Origin of the sequence: Rhodopseudomonas palustris, assembly GCF_007005445.1 — a bacterium.
Classification (GTDB): Bacteria; Pseudomonadota; Alphaproteobacteria; order Rhizobiales; family Xanthobacteraceae; genus Rhodopseudomonas; species Rhodopseudomonas palustris_G.
The window spans coordinates 2,893,827-2,912,839 of the sequence record NZ_CP041387.1; the positions used below are offsets into that span (position 1 = coordinate 2,893,827).

General features: G+C 67.3%; 22 protein-coding genes. 11 read left to right on the top strand and 11 right to left on the bottom strand.

Annotation, left to right across the window (positions count from 1 at the left end; translation table 11 throughout):
- Positions 1 to 87 precede the first annotated feature (87 nt).
- From FLL57_RS13230 to FLL57_RS13245, 4 genes are all read left to right on the top strand, one after another.
- Positions 88 to 726, top strand: a complete 639-nt coding sequence (locus tag FLL57_RS13230; RefSeq protein WP_047307072.1) for an HAD-IA family hydrolase — start codon at positions 88 to 90, stop codon at positions 724 to 726.
- 301 nt (positions 727 to 1,027) lie between these two features.
- Positions 1,028 to 2,926, top strand: a complete 1,899-nt coding sequence (locus FLL57_RS13235; RefSeq protein ID WP_142883124.1) for a B12-binding domain-containing radical SAM protein — start codon at positions 1,028 to 1,030, stop codon at positions 2,924 to 2,926.
- A complete protein-coding gene (locus tag FLL57_RS13240; RefSeq protein ID WP_142883125.1) occupies positions 2,923 to 3,642 on the top strand; it encodes an SDR family oxidoreductase in 720 nt (239 codons plus the stop codon). The genes FLL57_RS13235 and FLL57_RS13240 overlap by 4 nt, the downstream gene beginning before the upstream one ends.
- Positions 3,639 to 4,460: an SDR family NAD(P)-dependent oxidoreductase gene (locus FLL57_RS13245; protein WP_142883126.1), complete on the top strand. Its 822-nt coding sequence runs from the start codon at positions 3,639 to 3,641 to the stop codon at positions 4,458 to 4,460. Before FLL57_RS13240 ends, FLL57_RS13245 begins: the two co-directional genes overlap by 4 nt.
- A gap of 11 nt (positions 4,461 to 4,471) precedes the next feature.
- On the opposite strand, the gene arsB is transcribed toward FLL57_RS13245, so the two are convergent.
- From arsB to FLL57_RS13280, 7 genes are all read right to left on the bottom strand, one after another.
- A complete protein-coding gene (gene arsB / locus FLL57_RS13250) occupies positions 4,472 to 5,524 on the bottom strand; it encodes an ACR3 family arsenite efflux transporter (RefSeq protein WP_142883127.1) in 1,053 nt (350 codons plus the stop codon).
- A 245-nt stretch (positions 5,525 to 5,769) separates the two neighbouring features.
- The gene (gene arsC, locus FLL57_RS13255; RefSeq protein WP_142883128.1) at positions 5,770 to 6,195 is read right to left on the bottom strand and encodes an arsenate reductase (glutaredoxin); all 426 of its coding nucleotides are present in this window, start codon (positions 6,193 to 6,195) and stop codon (positions 5,770 to 5,772) included.
- Entirely contained in the window at positions 6,195 to 6,722 is a 528-nt protein-coding gene (locus tag FLL57_RS13260; RefSeq protein ID WP_013501557.1) for an arsenate reductase ArsC, read from the bottom strand. Before FLL57_RS13260 ends, arsC begins: the two co-directional genes overlap by 1 nt.
- Complete coding sequence (locus FLL57_RS13265; protein WP_013501556.1) at positions 6,715 to 7,071, bottom strand: ArsR/SmtB family transcription factor; 357 nt, start codon at positions 7,069 to 7,071, stop codon at positions 6,715 to 6,717. Before FLL57_RS13265 ends, FLL57_RS13260 begins: the two co-directional genes overlap by 8 nt.
- Positions 7,072 to 7,125: 54 nt before the next feature.
- On the bottom strand, positions 7,126 to 7,362 hold the full coding sequence (locus FLL57_RS13270; RefSeq protein ID WP_011159097.1) for a thioredoxin family protein: 237 nt from the start codon (positions 7,360 to 7,362) through the stop codon (positions 7,126 to 7,128).
- Between the two features lie 11 nt (positions 7,363 to 7,373).
- Positions 7,374 to 8,387 (bottom strand): permease, encoded by a 1,014-nt coding sequence (locus FLL57_RS13275; protein ID WP_433962621.1) that lies wholly within the window; start codon positions 8,385 to 8,387, stop codon positions 7,374 to 7,376.
- Positions 8,388 to 8,419: 32 nt separating this feature from the next.
- Positions 8,420 to 8,719 (bottom strand): ArsR/SmtB family transcription factor, encoded by a 300-nt coding sequence (locus tag FLL57_RS13280; protein WP_142883130.1) that lies wholly within the window; start codon positions 8,717 to 8,719, stop codon positions 8,420 to 8,422.
- Positions 8,720 to 8,815: 96 nt separating this feature from the next.
- Here FLL57_RS13280 and FLL57_RS13285 point away from each other — a divergent pair, with 96 nt between their 5' ends.
- Entirely contained in the window at positions 8,816 to 9,172 is a 357-nt protein-coding gene (locus FLL57_RS13285; RefSeq protein ID WP_142883131.1) for an ArsR/SmtB family transcription factor, read from the top strand.
- Positions 9,162 to 10,010, top strand: a complete 849-nt coding sequence (locus FLL57_RS13290) for an arsenite methyltransferase (RefSeq protein ID WP_047308040.1) — start codon at positions 9,162 to 9,164, stop codon at positions 10,008 to 10,010. Before FLL57_RS13285 ends, FLL57_RS13290 begins: the two co-directional genes overlap by 11 nt.
- A gap of 59 nt (positions 10,011 to 10,069) precedes the next feature.
- On the opposite strand, the gene FLL57_RS13295 is transcribed toward FLL57_RS13290, so the two are convergent.
- Positions 10,070 to 10,270: a DUF3606 domain-containing protein gene (locus tag FLL57_RS13295; RefSeq protein WP_013501551.1), complete on the bottom strand. Its 201-nt coding sequence runs from the start codon at positions 10,268 to 10,270 to the stop codon at positions 10,070 to 10,072.
- Between the two features lie 228 nt (positions 10,271 to 10,498).
- A complete protein-coding gene (locus FLL57_RS13300; RefSeq protein WP_047308039.1) occupies positions 10,499 to 11,947 on the bottom strand; it encodes a tryptophanase in 1,449 nt (482 codons plus the stop codon).
- A gap of 269 nt (positions 11,948 to 12,216) precedes the next feature.
- Between FLL57_RS13300 and FLL57_RS13305 the strand changes: the two genes are divergently transcribed.
- From FLL57_RS13305 to FLL57_RS13315, 3 genes are all read left to right on the top strand, one after another.
- Positions 12,217 to 12,933, top strand: coding sequence for a L,D-transpeptidase (locus tag FLL57_RS13305; RefSeq protein ID WP_047308038.1), 717 nt, complete (start codon positions 12,217 to 12,219; stop codon positions 12,931 to 12,933).
- A 187-nt stretch (positions 12,934 to 13,120) separates the two neighbouring features.
- Positions 13,121 to 13,459, top strand: a complete 339-nt coding sequence (locus FLL57_RS13310; protein ID WP_013501548.1) for a hypothetical protein — start codon at positions 13,121 to 13,123, stop codon at positions 13,457 to 13,459.
- A 156-nt stretch (positions 13,460 to 13,615) separates the two neighbouring features.
- Positions 13,616 to 15,178, top strand: coding sequence for a DUF4403 family protein (locus FLL57_RS13315; protein WP_047308037.1), 1,563 nt, complete (start codon positions 13,616 to 13,618; stop codon positions 15,176 to 15,178).
- 136 nt (positions 15,179 to 15,314) lie between these two features.
- On the opposite strand, the gene FLL57_RS13320 is transcribed toward FLL57_RS13315, so the two are convergent.
- A complete protein-coding gene (locus FLL57_RS13320; RefSeq protein WP_013501546.1) occupies positions 15,315 to 15,866 on the bottom strand; it encodes a PRC-barrel domain-containing protein in 552 nt (183 codons plus the stop codon).
- Between the two features lie 294 nt (positions 15,867 to 16,160).
- Positions 16,161 to 16,712, bottom strand: a complete 552-nt coding sequence (locus FLL57_RS13325) for a hypothetical protein (RefSeq protein ID WP_047308036.1) — start codon at positions 16,710 to 16,712, stop codon at positions 16,161 to 16,163.
- 164 nt (positions 16,713 to 16,876) lie between these two features.
- Here FLL57_RS13325 and FLL57_RS13330 point away from each other — a divergent pair, with 164 nt between their 5' ends.
- Together FLL57_RS13330 and FLL57_RS13335 are read left to right on the top strand one after the other, a co-directional pair.
- Positions 16,877 to 17,599 (top strand): response regulator, encoded by a 723-nt coding sequence (locus tag FLL57_RS13330; RefSeq protein WP_047308035.1) that lies wholly within the window; start codon positions 16,877 to 16,879, stop codon positions 17,597 to 17,599.
- On the top strand, positions 17,596 to 18,933 hold the full coding sequence (locus FLL57_RS13335; RefSeq protein WP_142883132.1) for an ATP-binding protein: 1,338 nt from the start codon (positions 17,596 to 17,598) through the stop codon (positions 18,931 to 18,933). Before FLL57_RS13330 ends, FLL57_RS13335 begins: the two co-directional genes overlap by 4 nt.
- Positions 18,934 to 19,013 lie beyond the last annotated feature (80 nt).

Below are 19,013 nucleotides of genomic sequence, written 5' to 3' on the forward strand. Positions count from 1 at the left end.
ATTGGAACCCGCATCGGCGATCGGGCTGGTCCCCGCCGCCGACGCATGCTAGCGCTCCGGCAAACAACAGCGGGGAGACGGAACGCGATGATCGAGGCGGTGATCTGGGATTTCGGCGGGGTGCTCACGAGTTCGCCATTCGAAGCGTTTGCACGGTTCGAGACCGAGCGCGGGCTGCCGATCGACATCATCCGCCGCACCAACGCCGCCAATCATTTCGAGAACGCCTGGGCCAAGTTCGAGCGCGCCGAGATCGATCTCGACACCTTCGACGCGCTGTTCGCCGAGGAATCCCGCGCGCTCGGCGCCGAAGTGCGCGGCCGGGACGTGCTGCCGCTGTTGTCCGGCACGCTGCGGCCCGAGATGGTCGCCGCCCTGAAGATCATCAAGCAGAACCACAAGACCGGCTGCATCACCAACAATCTGCCGGCCAACGCGATCGGCTCGGCGTCGGGACGGACGCTGTACGTCGCCGAGGTGATGGCGCTGTTCGACCATGTGATCGAATCCGCCAAGATCGGCCTGCGCAAGCCGGACCCGAAGATCTACCGGATGATGACCGACGCGCTCGGCGTCGACCCGAAGGCCTGCGTGTATCTCGACGATCTCGGCGTCAACCTCAAGCCGGCGCGCGAGATGGGCATGGCGACCATCAAGGTGACGAGCGGCGAGCAGGCGATCGCCGAGCTCGAAGACGCGACCGGGCTGAACCTCCGCAACGGCTGACTCTTGTTTCGTGCCACGCCTCGGCACCCGTCATGGCCGGGCTCGTCCCGGGCATGACGACCTTGCGACGGCGACACGCCCCGAATCGCCGCGCCTCCAGCACGACTGGTTACCGATTTCTTAATACCTGTTCGGCGCCCGGGCTCGCGGTCGCACTTTATTACTTCGCCCCGGACGCCGCGCAGCTTTGATTGCGCGGCGAAAGACGCTAATGATTCGTCGAGTGCGCCGTTTGTGGTGAGTTGCCGGCGGCTCGAGTCGCCTTGCGTCCGACCGTCACGTAAGCCGAGCCCCGCACCCGATGACCAAGCTTGCCACCCCGCCCTCCCCCGTCGACCACGCGCTCATCCGCGCCGACTTCGCGCGCTTTGCCGCTGCGCGGTCGCTGCAGCGGCCGAGCGACCTGATCCTGATCCAGCCGGCGCTGGTGCCGGAGAAATTCTTCGACGTCACCACCGCACGCAACGGCGGCTACTACAACTTCCCGCCGGCCGGGCTGCTGTATCTCGCCGCGGCGGCGCGCGCCGCCGATCCGGAGATCGGCATCCGCCTGATCGACATCAATCATCAGTTGCTCAAGGCCGCGCACAGTGACGGCTTCGATTACGGCCTGTGGCGTGATCTGGTGCGCGAGGCGATCGGAGCCTGCGCCCATCCGCATGTCGCCGTATCGTACATGTTCGGCACCACCAAGCCGTGCTTCGTCGAGGTGATCGAGCTGATCCGCAGCGAATTTCCGCAGGTGCCGATCCTGTCGGGCGGGGTGCAGGCGACGTTCGACTATCAGGAAATCCTTCAAAGCGGGCTGTGCGACATCGTCTCGCGCCACGAGGGCGAGCGGCAGTTGATGAACTATCTGGCGGCGCTGGCGGGCGACGCCGACGCCGTGCCGGAGGGCATGGCGTTCGCCGATGGCGGCCGGATCGTCGAACTCGGCAGGCCCTCCGGCGACAATCCGGTGAATTGGGACATCCTGCCGTTCTACGACGCGATCAACGTCGAGGAGTATCACCGCTATGGCGGGCTCGGCGCGTTCTCGCGCTATGTCGGCGCCGACAAGCCCTACGCCACCGTGCTCGCCACCCGTGGCTGCCGGGCGCGCTGCACCTTCTGCACAGTGCGCAACTTCAACGGCTTCGGGCTGCGGCAGCGCACGGTGCAGGACGTGATCGACGAGGTGAAGCACCTCGTGACGCATCACGGCATCCGCTACATCGACTGGCTCGATGACGATCTGCTGTGGGACCGGGAGCGGACGCTGGCGCTGTTCAAGGGCCTCGCCGAACAGGTGCCCCGATTGGAATGGACCGCCAGCAACGGCGTGATCGCAGTGGCGATCGACGACGAGATCATGCAGGCAATGGTCGCGTCCGGGCTGCGCGCCTTCAAGATCGGGGTCGAGTCCGGCAACGACGCGATGCTGAAGACGATCAAGAAGCCGACCACCAAACCGAAATTGCGCGAGCGCGCCAGGCTGTTCGCGAAATACCCCGAGGTGTTCGTCTCGACCAATTTCATCATCGGCTTTCCCGACGAGACCTTCGGCCAGATGATGGACAGCTACGATCTCGCGGTCGAACTCGCCAGCGACTGGGCGAGCTTCTACATCTGCCAGCCGCTGAAGGGCACCGAGATGTTCTCGGCGTTCCAGTCGCTCGGCGACGCGCGCACCAAAGAAGAGCGCTACGACAAGACCATCAATCCCGGCCGCTCCGCCGAGCGCGGCGAATTCGGCTATCGCTTCGCCGCCGACCGCGAACGGCTGCGCACCGGCTGGGAGGTGTTCGACATCCCGCATCAGGCCGTGCCCGATCTCGAGCAGCAGAAGGAGATCTGGTTCAGCTTCAACCTGGTCGCGAACTTCCTCGACAATCCGAACTTCCGTCCCGGCGGCAACGTCGCCAAGCTGGCGCGCTGGATCGAGGCGATCCACGATGGTTATCCCTACGACGCCTCGATGGCGGCGGCGCTGGCGCACGCTTACTGGCTGCTCGGCGATCAGGTGCGCCACGCTCACCACCGCGCCGACTTCCTGCGGCTGACCGAGACTTCGCCGTATTGGCAGACCCGCGTGGCGCAATTCCCCGAACTGCTGTCGCTGGCGCATGTCGACGACGCGCCGGCCTGGTTCGCCGGTTCGCCCCCGCTGGCTCTGACCAGGCCGCTGGCGTTCGCCCGGCCCGGACAGGTGCCGGCGTGACGTTCGCCGGCAAGGCCGCGCTGGTCACCGGCGGCAGCAAGGGCATCGGCTTTGCGATCGCGCGGGCGCTGGCGCAGGCCGGCTGCGACGTGATGATCTGCGCCCGCGACGAGGCCGAGATCGCCCAGGCGCTGCCGGCGCTGCGCGACGGCGTCGCCGGCCGGGTTCACGGCGTGGCGTGCGACGTTCGCGACGAGTCGGAGGTGCGCCGGCTGATCGACCACGCCGTCACGGCGTTCGACGGCCTCGACATTCTGGTCAACAACGCCGGCATCGGCCTGCTCGGCCCGGTCGAGAGCTTCGCCCCCTCGGATTGGCGCGCGACGATCGACACCAATCTCACCGGCGCGTTCTATTGCTGCCACTACGCGATCCCGGCGCTGAAGGCGCGCGGCGGCGGCGCCATCGTCAACATCGGCAGCCGCTCCAGCGTCAACGCCTATGGCGGCGGCGCGGCGTATTGCGCCTCGAAATTCGGCCTGCTCGGGCTATCGGAATCGCTGCTGCAGGAGCTGCATCCTTACGGCATCCGCGTCAGTTGCGTGATGCCCGGCCGAGTCGCCACCGACTTCGCCGACGAACCGCCGCAGGACTGGCACCTGTCCGCCGACGACGTCGCGCAGGCGGTGATCGACGTGCTGTCGTTCGCGCCGCGGGCGCTGGCGAGCCGGATCGAGCTGCGGCCGGCGCGGCCGCCATCGCCGGCGCCGCGATGAGCGATAACGCCGCCCTGCCCCTGCACGGCCGCCGCGCGATGGTCACCGGCGCGGCGCAGGGCATCGGCCTGGCGATCGCGCGCACGCTGGCGATGCAGGGCGCTCAGGTCGTCTTGGTCAACCTCAGGCACGATGCCGGCGAAGCCGCGGCGCGCGCGATCAACGACGCGGGCGGCGATGCGCACTTCATCGTCGGGGACATGAGCGACGAAGCGGCGATCGCCGCGACTGTGGCGGCGAGCGCCGCCGCGATCGGCGGGCTCGACATCCTGGTCAACAACGCCGCGCCGTCGCAGCGGGCGCGGCCGCCGTTCGGCGAGCAGAGCGCCGCGCTGTGGGACGCGACCGAAGCGGTGATGCTGCGCGGCTACATGCTCACCGCGCAGGCGGCGCTGCCGCATCTGGCGCAAGCGCGCGGCGCGATCGTGAACCTATCTTCGGTGCTGGCGCGCAGCGTCGCGCACGAGACCGCCGCCTATCACGTCGCCAAGGCCGGCGTCGAACAGCTCACCCGCTATCTCGGCTGGCACCTCGGCCGCAGCGGCGTGCGAGTCAATGCGGTGGCGCCCGGCGTGGTCGATCGCGACGACGGCCCGCGGCTGAGCGACGATCCAGTCAATCGCGCGGTGATCGAAGCCGCGGTGCCGCTCGGCCGCGCCGCCACCGCCGCCGAGATCGCCGAGGTGGTGGCGTTCCTGTGCTCGCCGGCTGCCGGCTACGTCACCGGCCAGACGCTGGTGATCGACGGCGGGCTGTCGCTGGGCGAGCCGTTCGGCGTCGCCCGCAGCGCGGTGCGCGCGGCGATCGGAGCCGTTTAATCAGGGCCATCTCAGCTCGGTGTCCGCGCCACCGGCGCCTCGGCGTCGGCCTCGTACCAGCGCTTGGAGCGGTTGACGATCGCCACCACCGTCAGCATCACCGGCACCTCGATCAGCACGCCGACCACGGTGGCGAGCGCGGCTCCGGATTCGAAGCCAAACAGGCTGATCGCCGCGGCCACCGCGAGTTCGAAGAAGTTGCTGGCGCCGATCAGCGCCGACGGCCCGGCGACGCAATGCTGCTCGCCGCTGAGCCGGTTGAGCAGGTACGCCAGCCCGGCGTTGAAATACACCTGGATCAGGATCGGCACCGCGAGCAACGCGATCACCAGCGGCTGCCGGATGATCTGTTCGCCCTGGAAGCCGAACAGCAGCACCAGCGTCGCCAGCAGCGCCACCAGCGACAGCGGCTGGAACACGCCGAGCAGCCGCTGCAAGCTCGCCTCGCCGCCCGACGCCAGCGCCCAGCGGCGCAGGCCCTGCGCGATGATCACCGGCACCACGATGTACAGCACCACCGACAGCACCAGCGTGTCCCACGGCACGGTGATAGCCGACAGGCCGAGCAGGAGGCCGACGATCGGCGCGAACGCGAACACCATGATGGTGTCGTTGAGCGCCACCTGGCTCAGGGTGAAATGCGGCTCGCCCTTGGTCAGGTTCGACCACACGAACACCATCGCGGTGCACGGCGCCGCCGCCAGGATGATCAGGCCGGCGATGTAGGAGTTGATCTGGTCCGCCGGCAGATACGCCCTGAACAGCCAGCCGACGAACAGCCACGCCAGCGCCGCCATCGAGAACGGCTTCACCGCCCAGTTGATGAACAGCGTCACGCCGATGCCGCGCCAGTGCTCGCGCACCTGGCCCAAGGCGGCGAAGTCGATCCGCACCAGCATCGGAATGATCATCAGCCAGATCAGCGCCGCTACCGGCAGATTGACCTTGGCGATCTCCGCCGCCCCGATCACCTGAAACGCCCCCGGCATCAGATGCCCGAGCGCGATGCCGACGACGATACACAGCGCGACCCACAGGGTGAGATAGCGTTCGAAGGTGGACATGGATGATCTCTAACCCGTTCTCTGGACTCTTTTGTCGAATGATCTGTTGGCCGCTCCGCCCACCAAACTAACAAACCTCATCCCCGCGTAGGCAGGGATCCAGTATCCCAGAACGCCAGCTATCCAGCGCTTACGTCGCCGCGCGAACGCAACGGCGCTCTGGAATACTAGGTCGCCCGGTCGAGCCGGGCGATGACGGCGGTGCGGGTGGTAACGCTTGGCTTCATCTCCACCCCAAAGCACAACTACGCCGTCTCGACCCTGCGCCCGCTCGCGTCGGTCACCAGTTCGCCGTCTTCCTTGGTGAACTGGCCGCGCTGCGGCGGCAGCAGGTCGATGACCTGTTCGGACGGCCGGCACAGCCGCACGCCCTTCGGCGTCACCACCAGCGGCCGGTTGATCAGGATCGGATGCGCGATCACCGCCGCCATCAGATCCTCGTAGCTCAGTGCCGGATCGTCCAGCTTCAGTTCGTGATACGGCGTGCCCTTCTCGCGCAGCAACTGCCGCAGCGTCAGCCCGGCGCGGACAATCAACTGTTCGAGCATCGCCCGGCTCGGCGGGCACTTCAGATACTCGATGACGTGCGGCTCGATCCCGGCGTTGCGGATCAGGCCGAGGGTGTTGCGCGAGGTGCCGCAGTCGGGGTTGTGATAGATGACGACGTCCATCACGCCACCTCCGGACGGCCGTGACTGGCGCCAGCGGACTGGCCGATCTCGCGCAGCTTGGCGCCGAGCGCGACGCCGTCGAGCCGCTTGATCGGCAGCGCGGTGAAGGCGCCGATCCGGTTCTTCAGGAAGCGGAACGCCTGCACGAACGCGCGCTCTTTTTCGAGATCGATGCCTTCGACCGCGGCGGGATCATCGATCCCCCAATGCGCGGTCATCGGCTGGCCGGGCCACACCGGACAGGCCTCGCCGGCGGCGTTGTCGCAGACGGTGAACACGAAATCCATCACCGGGGCGTCGGCGGCGGCGAACTCCTGCCAGCTCTTGGAGCGCAGCCCCTCGGTCGGGTAGTTGCCGTCCGCCAGCACTTTCAGCGCGAACGGATTGACCACGCCTTTCGGCTGGCTGCCGGCGGAGAAGGCGTTGAACCGGCCGCCGCCGTCCTTACGCAGAATGCTCTCGGCCATGATCGAGCGGGCGGTGTTGCCGGTGCAGAGAAACAGCACGTTGAAGATGCGATCAGACATCGACGGTCTCTTTCGAAGGACAACAGGGGGTCAGGTCGGCGATCAGCGGGGCACAGATGTCGCTGCGGCCGTCGCAGCAATCCATCAGCATGAACAGCATCAGGGCTCGGAACCGCGCCAGATCGGCGCGGTACACGATCGAGCGGCTGTGCCGCTCCGAGGTCACCAGGCCGGCGCGGCTCAACACGCCGAGATGCACCGACATGGTGTTGGCCGGCACCCCCACCGCCTTGGCGAGATCGCCGGCGGCGACGCCATCCGGCTCGCACCGGACCAGCAGCCGGAACACCGCGAGGCGGGTTTCCTGCGACAGGGCCGACAGAGCATCGAGGGCTGCATTTGCTTCCATAATTCATGAATAATGGAAATATCAGCACCAGTCAAGTCCTGTCTCCGCCGCCGCTCAGCTCGACAGCCACGCCGCGATGCTCTCGGCCTTCGGCAACCCGCCGGCATGCACTACCTTGCCGTCCACCACCACGCCCGGCGTCGAGGCGATGCCGAATTTGGCGATCTCGGCGTAGTCGGTGACCTTCTCCAGCCGGATCGGCACGCCGAGGCGGTCCGCCTCGCCCTGCACCAGAGCGGCGGTTTCGATGCAGCGCTTGCAGCCCGAACCAAGCACCTTGACGTCCTTCATGACCTTCTCCTTCAGCCGAACAGGAAATTGAACAGATAGCCGACCGCCAGGATGCCGAGGCCGACCACGGCGACGAACACGGCGATCAGCCGGACGTTGAGCACCTTGCGCAGGATGATCAGCTCCGGCGCCGACAGCGCGGTAACGCTCATCATGAACGCCAGGGTGGTGCCGAGCGCTGCCCCCTTGCCGAGCAACGCCTCGACGACCGGGACGATCCCGGCGGCGTTGGAATACATCGGAATGCCGATCGCCACCGCGGCCGGCACCGACCACCACGCCTCGCGTCCCATGATCCCGGCGAGCAGCCCCTCCGGCACCCAGCCGTGAATGCCGGCGCCGATCGCGATGCCGGCGATGATCCACCGCCATACCCGACCGACGATGTCGCGCACCGCCTCGACCCCGGCGTCGATCCGGTCCGACACGCTGAGGCGCTCGGCTTCGAGCGGCGCCGCCTCGGTGCGCAGCGCCCGCACCCAGTCCTCCAGCCAGCCTTCGAGATGCAGCCGACCGATCACCATGCCGGCGACGATCGCAACCGCGAGGCCGAACAGCAGATACAGCAGCGCCACTTTCCAGCCGAGCAGCGCCAGCAGCAGCCCGAGCGCGACCTCGTTGACCAGCGGCGCGGAGATCAGGAACGAGAACGTCACCCCGAGCGGCACGCCGGCGCTGACGAAGCCGATGAACAGCGGCACCGCAGAACACGAGCAGAACGGCGTCAGCACGCCCAGCCCGGCAGCGGCGACATTGCCGACGCCTTCGCGCCGCCCGGCGAGCAGCGCGCGGGTGCGTTCAGGCGAGAAGAAGCTGCGCACCACGCCCATCGCGAACACGATCAGCGTCAGCAGCATCAGCACCTTGGGAGTGTCATAGATGAAGAACGCCAGCGCCCGCGCCGAACCGCCGGCCGGATCGAGCGGAAGCTGGCGTACGATCCATTCCGAGGCCGGCGACAGCACCGCGTACACCGCGCCCCATAGTACCACGAGCAGGACGGTGACGATCAGTTTGGTCGTCATCAAGCGAGACTTGCCGGACAGTGCGGTGGTGGTCATGCGGCCCTCGCGCGCCGTTTGCGCCTGAAGGCGAGCGCGGCCTCGACCAGCGCCACCGCTTCGGGCGACAGATTCGGAGAGCGCCGGTAGCGCACCCACTGCGCGTCGCGCCGATCGATGACCAGACCGGCGCTGCGTAGCACCGCCATATGCCGAGACATCCGCGACTGCGTCGCGCCGAGCACGCGCATCAGTTCGCAGACGCAGTGCTCCTCGCCGTCCCACAGCAGCCGCACCGCTGCGAGCCGGGTCGGATCGGAGAGCGCGTTGAGATAGCAGAGAGCTTCGGTGTCCATCGCAAACAAATGCGCTTATGCGCATAAGCGGTCAAGCACAAACAGCTTGACCAATAATTCGATGATTATAGAATTATCGAAAATGAGATCGATGCCATGACCGACACCGTCGATATCGCCCGCTTCGCCGACATGCTCGCCGCGATGGGCACCGAGCCCAGGCTCCGCATCATGCGCACGCTGCTGTCGGCGCATCCGGACGGGCTGGTGGTCGGCGAGATCGGCGACGAACTCGGCATCGCTCCGTCGACGCTGTCGCATCATCTCGACAAGCTGAAGAACGAAGGCCTGGTGCAGTCCCGCCGAGAAGGCACCTTCCTGCGCTACACCGCCATCGCCGATGCGCTGCGCGAGCTGCTGGCCTTCCTCTATGCCGAATGCTGCACCCGCTCCCGCGCGGTGCGGGCCGAAGACGTCGTCTGCTGCCCAACGGAGAACCGCAATGCCCACTGACGTGCAAGACGTGAAGGACATCGTTCGCGAGAAATACGCCGGCGCCGCGCTGAAGGTCGCCACCGGCGGCGGCGCGTCGTGCTGCGGGTCGTCGGTGCTTCCCGGCGCCAGCCCGATCACCAGCAATCTCTACGACGCCGCGCAGGAACAGGGCCTGCCGGCCGAGGCGATGCTGGCTTCGCTCGGCTGCGGCAACCCGACCGCGCTGGCGCAGTTGTCGCCGGGCGAGATCGTGCTCGATCTCGGCTCCGGCGGCGGCATCGACGTGCTGCTGTCGGCGCGCCGGGTCGGCCCGACCGGCAAGGCCTACGGCCTCGACATGACCGACGAGATGCTGGCGCTGGCGCGCGACAATCAGCGCAAGGCCGGGCTCGACAACGTCGAATTCCTCAAGGGCGAGATCGAGGCGATCCCCCTGCCCGACGCTTCGGTCGACGTGATCATCTCGAACTGCGTCATCAACCTGTCGGGCGACAAGGACCGCGTGCTGCGCGAGGCGTTCCGGGTGCTGAAGCCGGGCGGCCGGTTCGCGGTGTCGGACGTGGTGACGCGCGGCGAGATTCCGGACGCGCTGCGCCGCGACGTGCTGCTGTGGGTCGGCTGCCTCGCCGGCGCGCTCGACGAGGCCGACTACGTCGCCAGGCTGGAAGCCGCCGGCTTCGCGCAGATCTCGATCGAGCCGACGCGCGTGTACGACATCGAGGACGCCCGCGAATTCCTGGCCGGCAAGGGCATCGACGTCGACGCCCTCGCCCCAAAGATGCAGGGCAAGTTCTTCAGCGGATTCGTCCGGGCCACCAAGCCCGATGGAAACTCGTCCGCAGGATGCTGCATCTGACGCGGCGTCCTGGCTAACTCATTGCGAGGAGCACCGGGATCGACCCGCACGCCGGCGCATCACCCCTTCTTTGCCAGCCGCTTCTCCACCTTCTTGCGCGCGTTGCCGACCTTCTTGACGGCCTTCTTCACTGCGGGCGCGGAGCGGCCGGTCTTGTTGGCCTCGTAGCGCACTTCGTAGTCCTGGCCGGAGGCGACGCGCGCCCGGTCCTGCTTGCGTCCGCGCGTCGTGGTCTTCTTGGTGGCTTTCTTCGCAGCCATGCTGGCCTCCTGATGTTGCCCCCGTGAGCAACGCATTCAGGAATCGCTGGTTCCGAAGACGCGGCGTCGTACCGAATTGAATCGAGCGTGGTTTGCCGCCCTCGTCATGGCCGGGCATCGTCCCGGCCATCCATGCCTTGCTCGCCGACAGGTCTCCAAGACGTGGATGCCCGCGACAAGCGCGGGCATGACGACGTTTGTGCTGCAAGACGCGAGTAACAGCGACGATTACAGGCTGTCGCCGAAATCCTCGCGGAATTTCGCCACCAGCTTGTTCTGCCAGTCGGTCACCGGCTTGAGCAGGCCGTAGAAGAACCGCAGCACTTCCGGCTCCTCGATGAAGGTCAGGCCCTCGATCAGCTTGCGGTTGGCGTACAGCCAGGCGATGCGGTCGACCGCGTATTTGACCTGCGACAGCGTGAACACGCGGCGCGGCATGGCAAGGCGCACCAACTCCATGTTGGCGTAGATCTCGCTGCCGTCGGGCTCGCGCTGCTCGGACAGCGTGCCGCGCTCCATGCCGCGGATGCCGGAGGCGACGTACAGCGCCGCCGCCAGCGCGCCGGCCGGATATTGCGACTGCGGGATGTGGTCGACGAAGCGCTTGGCGTCGATATGACAACCGAGGCCGCCGGCCGGCGTGATCACCGGAACGCCGCGCTCGACGAGCTGGTCCACCATATAGGCGATGAACTGCGGCCCCTGGTTGATCATCTCCTCGTCCATGGTCTCGTCAAGGCCGACGGTGAGCGCTTCCATCTCGCGCACCGACATGCCGCCATAGGTGAGGAAGCCCTCGTACAGCGGCACCAGCGGCCGCATCTTTTCGTACAGCGCGCGGTCGCGGATGCAGATCCCGCCGCCGCGGGCGCAGCCGAGCTTGCGCGCCGAGAAGTAGATGATGTCGCACAGGTCGGCGGTGCGGCGGGTGATCTCGCGGATCGACAGCGCCTTGCAGTGATCCTCGCGGGTCTTGTTGAAGTACAGATTGTCGGCGAGCAGGCTGGCGTCGAGCACCAGCGGAATGCCGTGCTCCTTGCAGACGTTGCTGACGTCGGCGAGATTCTGCAGCGACACCGGCTGGCCGCCGATCAGGTTGGTACCGCTCTCCATCCGGACGAAGCCGACATTGGCGGCGCCGACCTTCTCGATCACCGCCCGCAGCTTGGCGATGTCCATGTTGCCTTTGAACGGATTGGCGCTGGTCACTTCGAGCCCGGCATCGGTCACCAGCTCCTCCACCGTGCCGCCCTGCAGCACGATATGCGCCTTGGTGGTGGTGAAGTGATAGTTCATCGGCACGACCTTGCCGGGCGTGACGAACACCTTGGCGAGGATATGCTCGCAGGCGCGGCCCTGATGGGTCGGCAGGAAGTAGTGCATGCCGAAGATCTCGCGCAGCTTGTCTTCGAGCCGGGTGTAGGTGGCGCTGCCGGCGTAGCTGTCGTCGGCGGTCAGCATCGCGGCCTGCTGGCGGTCGCTCATCGCGTTGACACCGGAATCCGTCAGCATGTCGAGGAAGACGTCGTCGTTCTTGAGCAGGAAAGTGTTGTTGCCGGCCTCGGTAATCTTCTCCAGCCGGCGCTCGACCGGCGGCAGGCTGAGCTTCTGCACGATCCGCACCTTGTGCATCTCGAGCGGCACCGCCTCGTTGCCGAAAAACTTCACTGTCGCCATGTCGCAAACTCCCCCGACCGTTCTCCCGCACCGCGCGGGGGCCTTGGCTTATCGGGCAGGCGGACTTTCTCAATTGCGCTTGATCAAACGGACGCCGCCCCGCGGAGCCCCGCCGGGGCCGACAGGCGAAACAAATCCCTACTGCGACGAAACCAAATCCACAGCCCGGCGAAAACGTCCGGAAACGGATGCTGGGGTACTGATAGCGCCAACAAGCCGCCGCAAAGGCGCCGAGGCGAACGACCAGAGCACCCACAGGGGGACCGACCATGATCCGTTTTCCGCGAACCAGCCGTGCCGCCGCGGCCGCAATCGTCGCGATCAGCACCATTGCCATCGCCGCGCCCGCCAATGCGGCGCAGCCGCTGCCGTTCCCGTTCCTGCCCTTCCTGCCGCAGCCGGCGACGATGCAGCCGCTGGCCTACGCGCCGGTCGAACAGACCGCACCGCAGCCCCAGGCCGCGCCTCAGGACGACGGGGAGGCTGCCGCCGAGCTTCCAGCGCGGCTGAAGCGCCAGATCGTCACCTATCCGAGCCGTGAGGCGCCGGGCACCATCATCGTCGATACCCCGAACACCTATCTGTATTACGTGCTCGGTGGCGGTCGCGCGATCCGCTACGGTATTGGGGTCGGCCGCGATGGCTTCACCTGGTCGGGCGTCAAGTCGGTCACCAGAAAGGCGGAGTGGCCGGATTGGACGCCGCCGCCGGAAATGATCGCCCGCCAGCCCTATCTGCCGCGCCACATGGCCGGCGGCCCGGGCAATCCGCTCGGCGCCCGCGCGATGTATCTCGGCGGCTCCATCTATCGCATCCACGGCACCAACGCGCCGTCGACGATCGGCACCCACGTCTCGTCCGGCTGCATCCGGCTGACCAATGAGGACGTCAAGGATCTGTATGCGCGGGTCGGCGTCGGTGCCAAGGTGATCGTGCTGCCCGACAACCGCCGCGCCGCCGATGCCGGCACCGGACGCCGCGGCTGAGTCGTCACTGCGGTAAGCGATTCGTTCATTCAAGACGCGCGGTCTCGTCGGAGGCCGCGCGTATCTGCGTCAGGCGTCTATCGCCGCTTACCGCGGAGGTTGTCAGCTAACCGTCAGCACGGCGGAACTATCAGTTTGCCTGACCGCGGCTCATCCTCTCTGTGCGCCGCGACGAAGGAGGACTGTGATGGACAAGCCGATCGACTCCGCGGCCCTATTGACGCGCCGGCGCCTGCTCGCAATCGCCGGCCTGACGCTGGCAGCGACCTGCACTGCCACCACGACCGGCCGGGCGCAGCCGTCAGCCGGGTGTTCGGAGATGATCCCGCGAAAATCATCGCAGCAGGACGCTCGCTTCGTCGCGACCGCGACCTCCGGACGGCGCTGCGGCTCCTGCCGGTTCTATCGGGCGCCGGACCAGTGCCTGGTGGTCGAAGGGCCGGTCAGCGCGGAGTCGGTGTGCAGTCTTTGGGCACAACGCGGCGGTGCACTGGGCTGCGAGCCCGACGGGCCCATTCGGCTGTAATGTTCGGCAACACTCCGCCGCATCCGGGGCGCCGTTACCGGCGATATCGCGGCGGTTCGCAGGCCTTTCCACGGCCTGGCGGCCAACGCATCTGGCGCCGCTGGCGCCCCCCGCCCCCGGCCTGTATTGTCCCGGCCGTTCCGACCCGGGGTATCGATGCGTTTCGTCAAGTTTGGATTGGTAGCACTCGCGATCGTCGCGATCTCTTTCACTGTCACGCTGAAGGCGTTCGACTGGCTGGCGCCGCGCGCCATCTCGCCGCCGAGCCTGCAGGCGCTGCCGCCACTGCCGCCGATCCGGCAGTCGACCGTGGTGGTGCCGGTATCGGTGCCGCTCGGCACCATCCGCGATCTGGTCGATGCGGTCGCACCGCGCAGCTTCTCCGGCAAAGCCGACAACCCGCTGTCCCAGTATGTGCAGAACGCAGATATCCACTGGACCGCGACGCGCGGCGCGGTGACGGTGCGCGGCGCCAGGGATCAGCTCACGATCACCTCGCCACTCAACGGCACAGTGAATGCCAAGGGCTCGCTGTCCGCCAGCACCCAATCCAAAGTCGACGACACGCTCGGCCGGCTGCTCGGCACGAAGGTCGCCAAGCAGATCGGGGTCAACATCAAGTCGTTCAATGCCAATGGCGACATCAAGGGTACGATCGCGATCAGCGCCAGGCCGGAGGTGCTGCCGAACTGGCACGTCGATCCGCATCTCGACGCCGAAGTGGTGCTGTCGGATTCCGGCGTGTCGGTCGGCGGCGTCCGCATCGACGTGCCGCAGCAGGTCAAGCCGGTGATCGACAAGGCGATCGCCGACCAGCTCGGCCGGCTGGAGCGGCAGATCCGCGACGACAGCGCGCTGGAGCGCAGCGCGCGCCGCGAATGGGACCGGCTGTGCCGCTCGGTGGCGCTGCAAGGCGCCGGCGTGCCGAACGGCTTCTTCCTGGAGATCCGCCCGACCCGGGCGCTGGCGGCGCAACCGCAGGTCGACGCCTCGGCGGCGACGCTGACGCTGGGCATCGTCGCCGATACCCGCATCACCGCCGGCCCCACCAAGCCGCAATGCCCGTTCCCGCCAGCGCTGCAGATGGTCGCGCCGGACACCGCGGGCGTCAAAGTCGCGGTGCCGATCGACATCCCGTTCCAGGAGCTCGACCGCATTCTCGAAGCGCAATTCGTCGGCAAGACCTTCCCGGAAGGCGACAGCCGCGCCGCAATCACGGTGAAGCGTGCCAAGCTCGCCGCCAGCGGCGACCGGCTGCTGATCTCCCTGCTGGTCGACGCGAAGGAGAACCGCAGCTTCTTCGGCTTCGGCACCGAGGCGACGCTGCACATCTGGGGCCGTCCGACACTCGACCAGGAAGAGCAGACCTTGCGGCTGTCGGACATCCAGCTCGCCGTCGAATCCGAAGCCGCGTTCGGGCTGCTCGGCGACACCGCCCGCGCCGCGGTACCGTATCTGGAAAGAGCGATCGCCGACAAGGCGGTGATCGACCTGAAGCCGGAATCGTCCAACGTGCAGCGCCGGATCGGCAACATGATCGCCAGCTATCAGCGCAACGAGGACGGCATGAGAATTTCCTCGGAGATCTCCAGCCTGCGGCTGTCGGACCTGGTGTTCGATTCAAACATGCTGCGGATCACCGCCGAGGCTAACGGCATCCTCGAAGTCAAGGTGACCCGGCTCAAACCACCGGAGCTGCCGCAGCCGGCACCGCGCTGATCCAGTGTCGTGAAGCTTGTGTCGTGAAGCGGTTCAGTTCGCTGCAATCGGACGATGACGCGCACTCACCCACGCGCACGAACGCCGCCGGGAAAACCGGCGGCGTTCGCGTGACGAGGCTTTCAGCCTGCGTCGCTTACCTCGAATACTTGAACTCGGGCATCGCGGTGAGCTGATCCTTGGTGGCGTTCAGCACGGCGTGGTCCGGATACCAGCGATCCGCGTTGCTCGCCGTGGCCGACGTCGAGCCCGCCGCACCGGTGGTGGTGCCGGCCGGAGACGCGGTCGAGGTGGCCGAACCGGCCGGCGCGGTCTGGGTATTGGCCGCAGTGTTGGACGAGACCGGGGTGTTCACCCACTGCAACTTGTCGAACGCCACGGCGACGTCGCGCTGGCCGACGCCGAGGAAGCCGCCGACGCCGATCACCACGCCCTGGATGCGCCCCTGGTTATCGATCAGCAGTTCGCTGATGTCGCCGAGCTTCTCGTTGCCCTGGTTGTACACGTTGACGCCCATCAGCTTCGACGCGCGCCACTGCCCCATGTGCTGCTGCGAGGCGCCGGTGGCCGCGGCCGACGGCTTGGCCATGGTGTTGGTGTTGTCAGCCGGCGCCGGATTCTGCGCGTAAGCGGCGGTCGCGAGCAGGGTGGTGCCCAGCAGGCCGGCGATCATCGTCTTGGCTTTCATCGGATTGTGCCCTCTTGGTTGTGAATGGTGCCTACAGAACCGCGGACACCACACTGCGTTCCCGCAATCGAACTGTTTTTTCGCGCACCGCTGCGTACCAATCGATTAGTTCGCGGCGGGCGCCGGGTTCCCTCATGGCCGGGTTCCCGGACAATCCTGCGTAGACCGATGCGTCGCAACGACGCGCGTCGCCAAGCGTCCGCCTCAAAGAGAAAGCGCACCTCCTCCGCGGACGGAAGAGATGCGCTTGAACCGACGGCGTCACACAGTCGGGTAGATCCAATTGGTCGCAGGTCAGACCTGGTAGTTGATCAGCAGCGCCGAGAACGAGGAGGAACTGGTCGCATTGCCGCTGGCGCCGTAGCTGCTGGCGGTCGACGACGATTGCTGCTCCTGCAGCAGCTTGAGGAACTCCTTCAGCACCTCGCTGACGTCGGAGCTCGATGACGACGAGCCGCTCGACGAGACCGAGGACACCGAACCGGAGGAATCGTCGGGCGGCGGCGGCGGCGGCGGTCCGCCAGCGCCGCCGGTCGCACCGCCGGCGAAGGTGTTCTGGAACAGGCTCTGCAATTCGGCGGCCTGATCGGAGGTCAGCGTGCCGTTGGAGACTTCGGCCGCGATCAGGTCGTCGATCTTGGACTTCATGTCGCTCGGCGGAGAGCCGGCACTGCCGCTGGCGCGGTTGCTCTGTAACGCCGTATCGATGTCCTGCAGCGCCGTCGACAATGCGTCCGCATCGGTCGAATTGACGGTGCCGGCGGAGACTTCGGAGGCGAGCTCCTTCTGGAGCATCTGAAGCGGGGACAGATAGCTGCCGGAGGCAGCGGAGGAGATGGAGGTCATGAGAAACTCCAGGCTTTGATCACGACCGACGCTATGGTTAATCAATTAACGAGATATTCCGGCGCTCCGCCCGGTTGGTTGCGGGATTTTGCGGACTGGCGTTCAGAAACAAACTGAAACAAGATTCTTCGGCAAGCCGCCCCGAAACATCGCAAAACCCCGGCATGAGCAGCACACCGCCATCCATTCTCGTGGTCGAGGACGATCGCGAGACCCGCGCGCTGATCGCGAAGTATCTGCGCAGCAACAACTGCAACGTCGCCACCGCCGCCGACGGCCGCGAGATGGAGCGCTGGATCGCCGACCATCGGGTCGATCTCGTCGTGCTCGACGTGATGCTGCCGGGCGAAGACGGCCTCAGCCTGTGCCGCAAGATCCGCGCGAATTCGCAATTGCCGATCATCATGCTGACGGCGCGCGGCGACGATGTCGACCGCATCCTCGGCCTGGAGATGGGCGCCGACGACTACCTGCCGAAGCCGTTCAATCCGCGCGAACTGCTGGCGCGGATCCGCTCGGTGCTGCGCCGTCAGGCCAGCGCGGTCACCGCCAGCGCGGCGCCCGGCGCCACCACGCTCGGCTTTCTCGGTTGGCGGATGGACTGCCGGCGTCGCGAGTTGCGCAATCCCGACGGCGCGCTGGTGGCGATGACCAGCGCCGAATTCGATCTGCTGCAGGCGCTGTGCGAACGCGCCGGCCGGGTGCTGTCGCGCGAGGCCCTGCTCGATCTCACCCACGGCCGCAACGTCGGCGCCTTCGAGCGCTCGATCGACGTGCTGATCAGCCGGATCCGGCGCAAAATCGAGCCCGATCCGCGCGAGGCGACGCTGATCAAAACGGTGCGGGCCGGCGGCTACGTGTTCACTCCGATGGTCGAATCGACATGAGCGCGCCCAGGCGGCTGGCGGCACTCAAATTCGGTCTCGGGCTCGAGGGCGTTCGCGGCCAGATCGCCATTCTGGTGCTGGCGTCGATCATCGCCAGCCACCTGATCATCGCGGTGGTGTTCTTCGTCAACCGGCCGGACCGGCCGATGCCCTCACCGGCCGAGCCGCAGCAACTGCACGCGCTGGCGCAACTGATCGGGCGCAGCGCCGCGGCGGACCGGCCGCATCTGATCGCCACCATCGCCGCCGCCTTTCCCCGGCTCGAGCTCACCGCCGCAGCGTCGCCGCCCGCCGATGCCGACGAGCGGCAATGGCCGCCGCACGACATCGCCGAACTGGGCTGGCGGCTCGGCCCGAACTACCGGGTCGCCTCGCTCGGGGACGGCAAGGTGGTGATCACCCTGCCCGACGGCGCCGCAATCGGCGCCCGGATGCCGCCGGAGCGGCGCCGGCCGCCATGGGGCAACCCGTGGATGGCCTCGCTGCTGATCGGCGTGGTCAGCCTGGCGCTGCTCGGGCTGTGGGCGGCCCGCACCCTGGCGGCGCCGCTGTCGAGCTTCGCCGCGGCGGCGGAGAATTTCAGCCTGGACAGTTCGGACGCGCCGCTGCCGGAGCGCGGCCCCGCCGAGATCCGCTCGCTGGCGCGGGCGCTGAACCGGATGCGCGGGCGCATCACCACGTTGATCGAGGATCGCACCCGGATGCTGGCGGCGATCAGCCACGATCTGCGCACCCCGATCACCCGGATGCGGCTGCGCGCCGAATTCATCGAGGACGAACACCAGCGCACCCAGACGCTGCACGACCTCGACCAGATGGGCACGATGCTGACGGCCGTGCTGACCTTCCTGCGCGACGGCGCCACCCGCGACGCGCCGACCCTGATCGATCTCGCCAGCGCGATGCAACTGATCGCCGACCAGTTTACCGACATCGGCGCCAAGGTCGCGTATCAGGGCCCCGAGCACGCGATGGCGATGGCGCGGCCCGGCGATCTGCATCGCGCGGTGACGAACCTGGTCGAGAACGCGGTGCGGTTCGGCACCGAGGTGACGATCCGGCTGGCGCTGACGCAGGATACGATCACCATCGAAGTCGAGGACGACGGGCCGGGTATCGCCGACGCCGACAAGGACAGCGCGCTGCAGCCGTTCGTGCGCGGCGACGACGCCCGCAACATGGACGACAATTCCTCGTTCGGGCTCGGCCTGTCGATCGCCCGTGCGATCGCCCGCGGTCATCGCGGCGAGCTGTCGCTGCACAACCGCACGCCGAACGGCCTGACCGCCCGTATCACCCTGCCTCGCCAGAAGCCGGACCGCAGCGCCGCGTGACGGCGGCTGCACGGCGAATCGTTCCAATTCCGCGGGCGGACGGGCGGCGCGCAGCCCTGCACCAAAGGCACGTTGACAGC

What these genes read in the sequence shown, in the direction of transcription:
- FLL57_RS13230 (WP_047307072.1), top strand. Translation starts at nt 88, where the DNA reads ATGATCGAGGCGGTGATCTGGGATTTCGGCGGGGTGCTCACGAGTTCG.
- FLL57_RS13235 (WP_142883124.1), top strand. Translation starts at nt 1,028, where the DNA reads ATGACCAAGCTTGCCACCCCGCCCTCCCCCGTCGACCACGCGCTCATC.
- FLL57_RS13245 (WP_142883126.1), top strand. Translation starts at nt 3,639, where the DNA reads ATGAGCGATAACGCCGCCCTGCCCCTGCACGGCCGCCGCGCGATGGTC.
- arsB (WP_142883127.1), bottom strand. Translation starts at nt 5,524, where the DNA reads ATGTCCACCTTCGAACGCTATCTCACCCTGTGGGTCGCGCTGTGTATC.
- arsC (WP_142883128.1), bottom strand. Translation starts at nt 6,195, where the DNA reads ATGGACGTCGTCATCTATCACAACCCCGACTGCGGCACCTCGCGCAAC.
- FLL57_RS13260 (WP_013501557.1), bottom strand. Translation starts at nt 6,722, where the DNA reads ATGTCTGATCGCATCTTCAACGTGCTGTTTCTCTGCACCGGCAACACC.
- FLL57_RS13265 (WP_013501556.1), bottom strand. Translation starts at nt 7,071, where the DNA reads ATGGAAGCAAATGCAGCCCTCGATGCTCTGTCGGCCCTGTCGCAGGAA.
- FLL57_RS13270 (WP_011159097.1), bottom strand. Translation starts at nt 7,362, where the DNA reads ATGAAGGACGTCAAGGTGCTTGGTTCGGGCTGCAAGCGCTGCATCGAA.
- FLL57_RS13275 (WP_433962621.1), bottom strand. Translation starts at nt 8,387, where the DNA reads ATGACGACCAAACTGATCGTCACCGTCCTGCTCGTGGTACTATGGGGC.
- FLL57_RS13280 (WP_142883130.1), bottom strand. Translation starts at nt 8,719, where the DNA reads ATGGACACCGAAGCTCTCTGCTATCTCAACGCGCTCTCCGATCCGACC.
- FLL57_RS13285 (WP_142883131.1), top strand. Translation starts at nt 8,816, where the DNA reads ATGACCGACACCGTCGATATCGCCCGCTTCGCCGACATGCTCGCCGCG.
- FLL57_RS13290 (WP_047308040.1), top strand. Translation starts at nt 9,162, where the DNA reads ATGCCCACTGACGTGCAAGACGTGAAGGACATCGTTCGCGAGAAATAC.
- FLL57_RS13295 (WP_013501551.1), bottom strand. Translation starts at nt 10,270, where the DNA reads ATGGCTGCGAAGAAAGCCACCAAGAAGACCACGACGCGCGGACGCAAG.
- FLL57_RS13300 (WP_047308039.1), bottom strand. Translation starts at nt 11,947, where the DNA reads ATGGCGACAGTGAAGTTTTTCGGCAACGAGGCGGTGCCGCTCGAGATG.
- FLL57_RS13305 (WP_047308038.1), top strand. Translation starts at nt 12,217, where the DNA reads ATGATCCGTTTTCCGCGAACCAGCCGTGCCGCCGCGGCCGCAATCGTC.
- FLL57_RS13310 (WP_013501548.1), top strand. Translation starts at nt 13,121, where the DNA reads ATGGACAAGCCGATCGACTCCGCGGCCCTATTGACGCGCCGGCGCCTG.
- FLL57_RS13315 (WP_047308037.1), top strand. Translation starts at nt 13,616, where the DNA reads ATGCGTTTCGTCAAGTTTGGATTGGTAGCACTCGCGATCGTCGCGATC.
- FLL57_RS13320 (WP_013501546.1), bottom strand. Translation starts at nt 15,866, where the DNA reads ATGAAAGCCAAGACGATGATCGCCGGCCTGCTGGGCACCACCCTGCTC.
- FLL57_RS13325 (WP_047308036.1), bottom strand. Translation starts at nt 16,712, where the DNA reads ATGACCTCCATCTCCTCCGCTGCCTCCGGCAGCTATCTGTCCCCGCTT.
- FLL57_RS13330 (WP_047308035.1), top strand. Translation starts at nt 16,877, where the DNA reads ATGAGCAGCACACCGCCATCCATTCTCGTGGTCGAGGACGATCGCGAG.
- FLL57_RS13335 (WP_142883132.1), top strand. Translation starts at nt 17,596, where the DNA reads ATGAGCGCGCCCAGGCGGCTGGCGGCACTCAAATTCGGTCTCGGGCTC.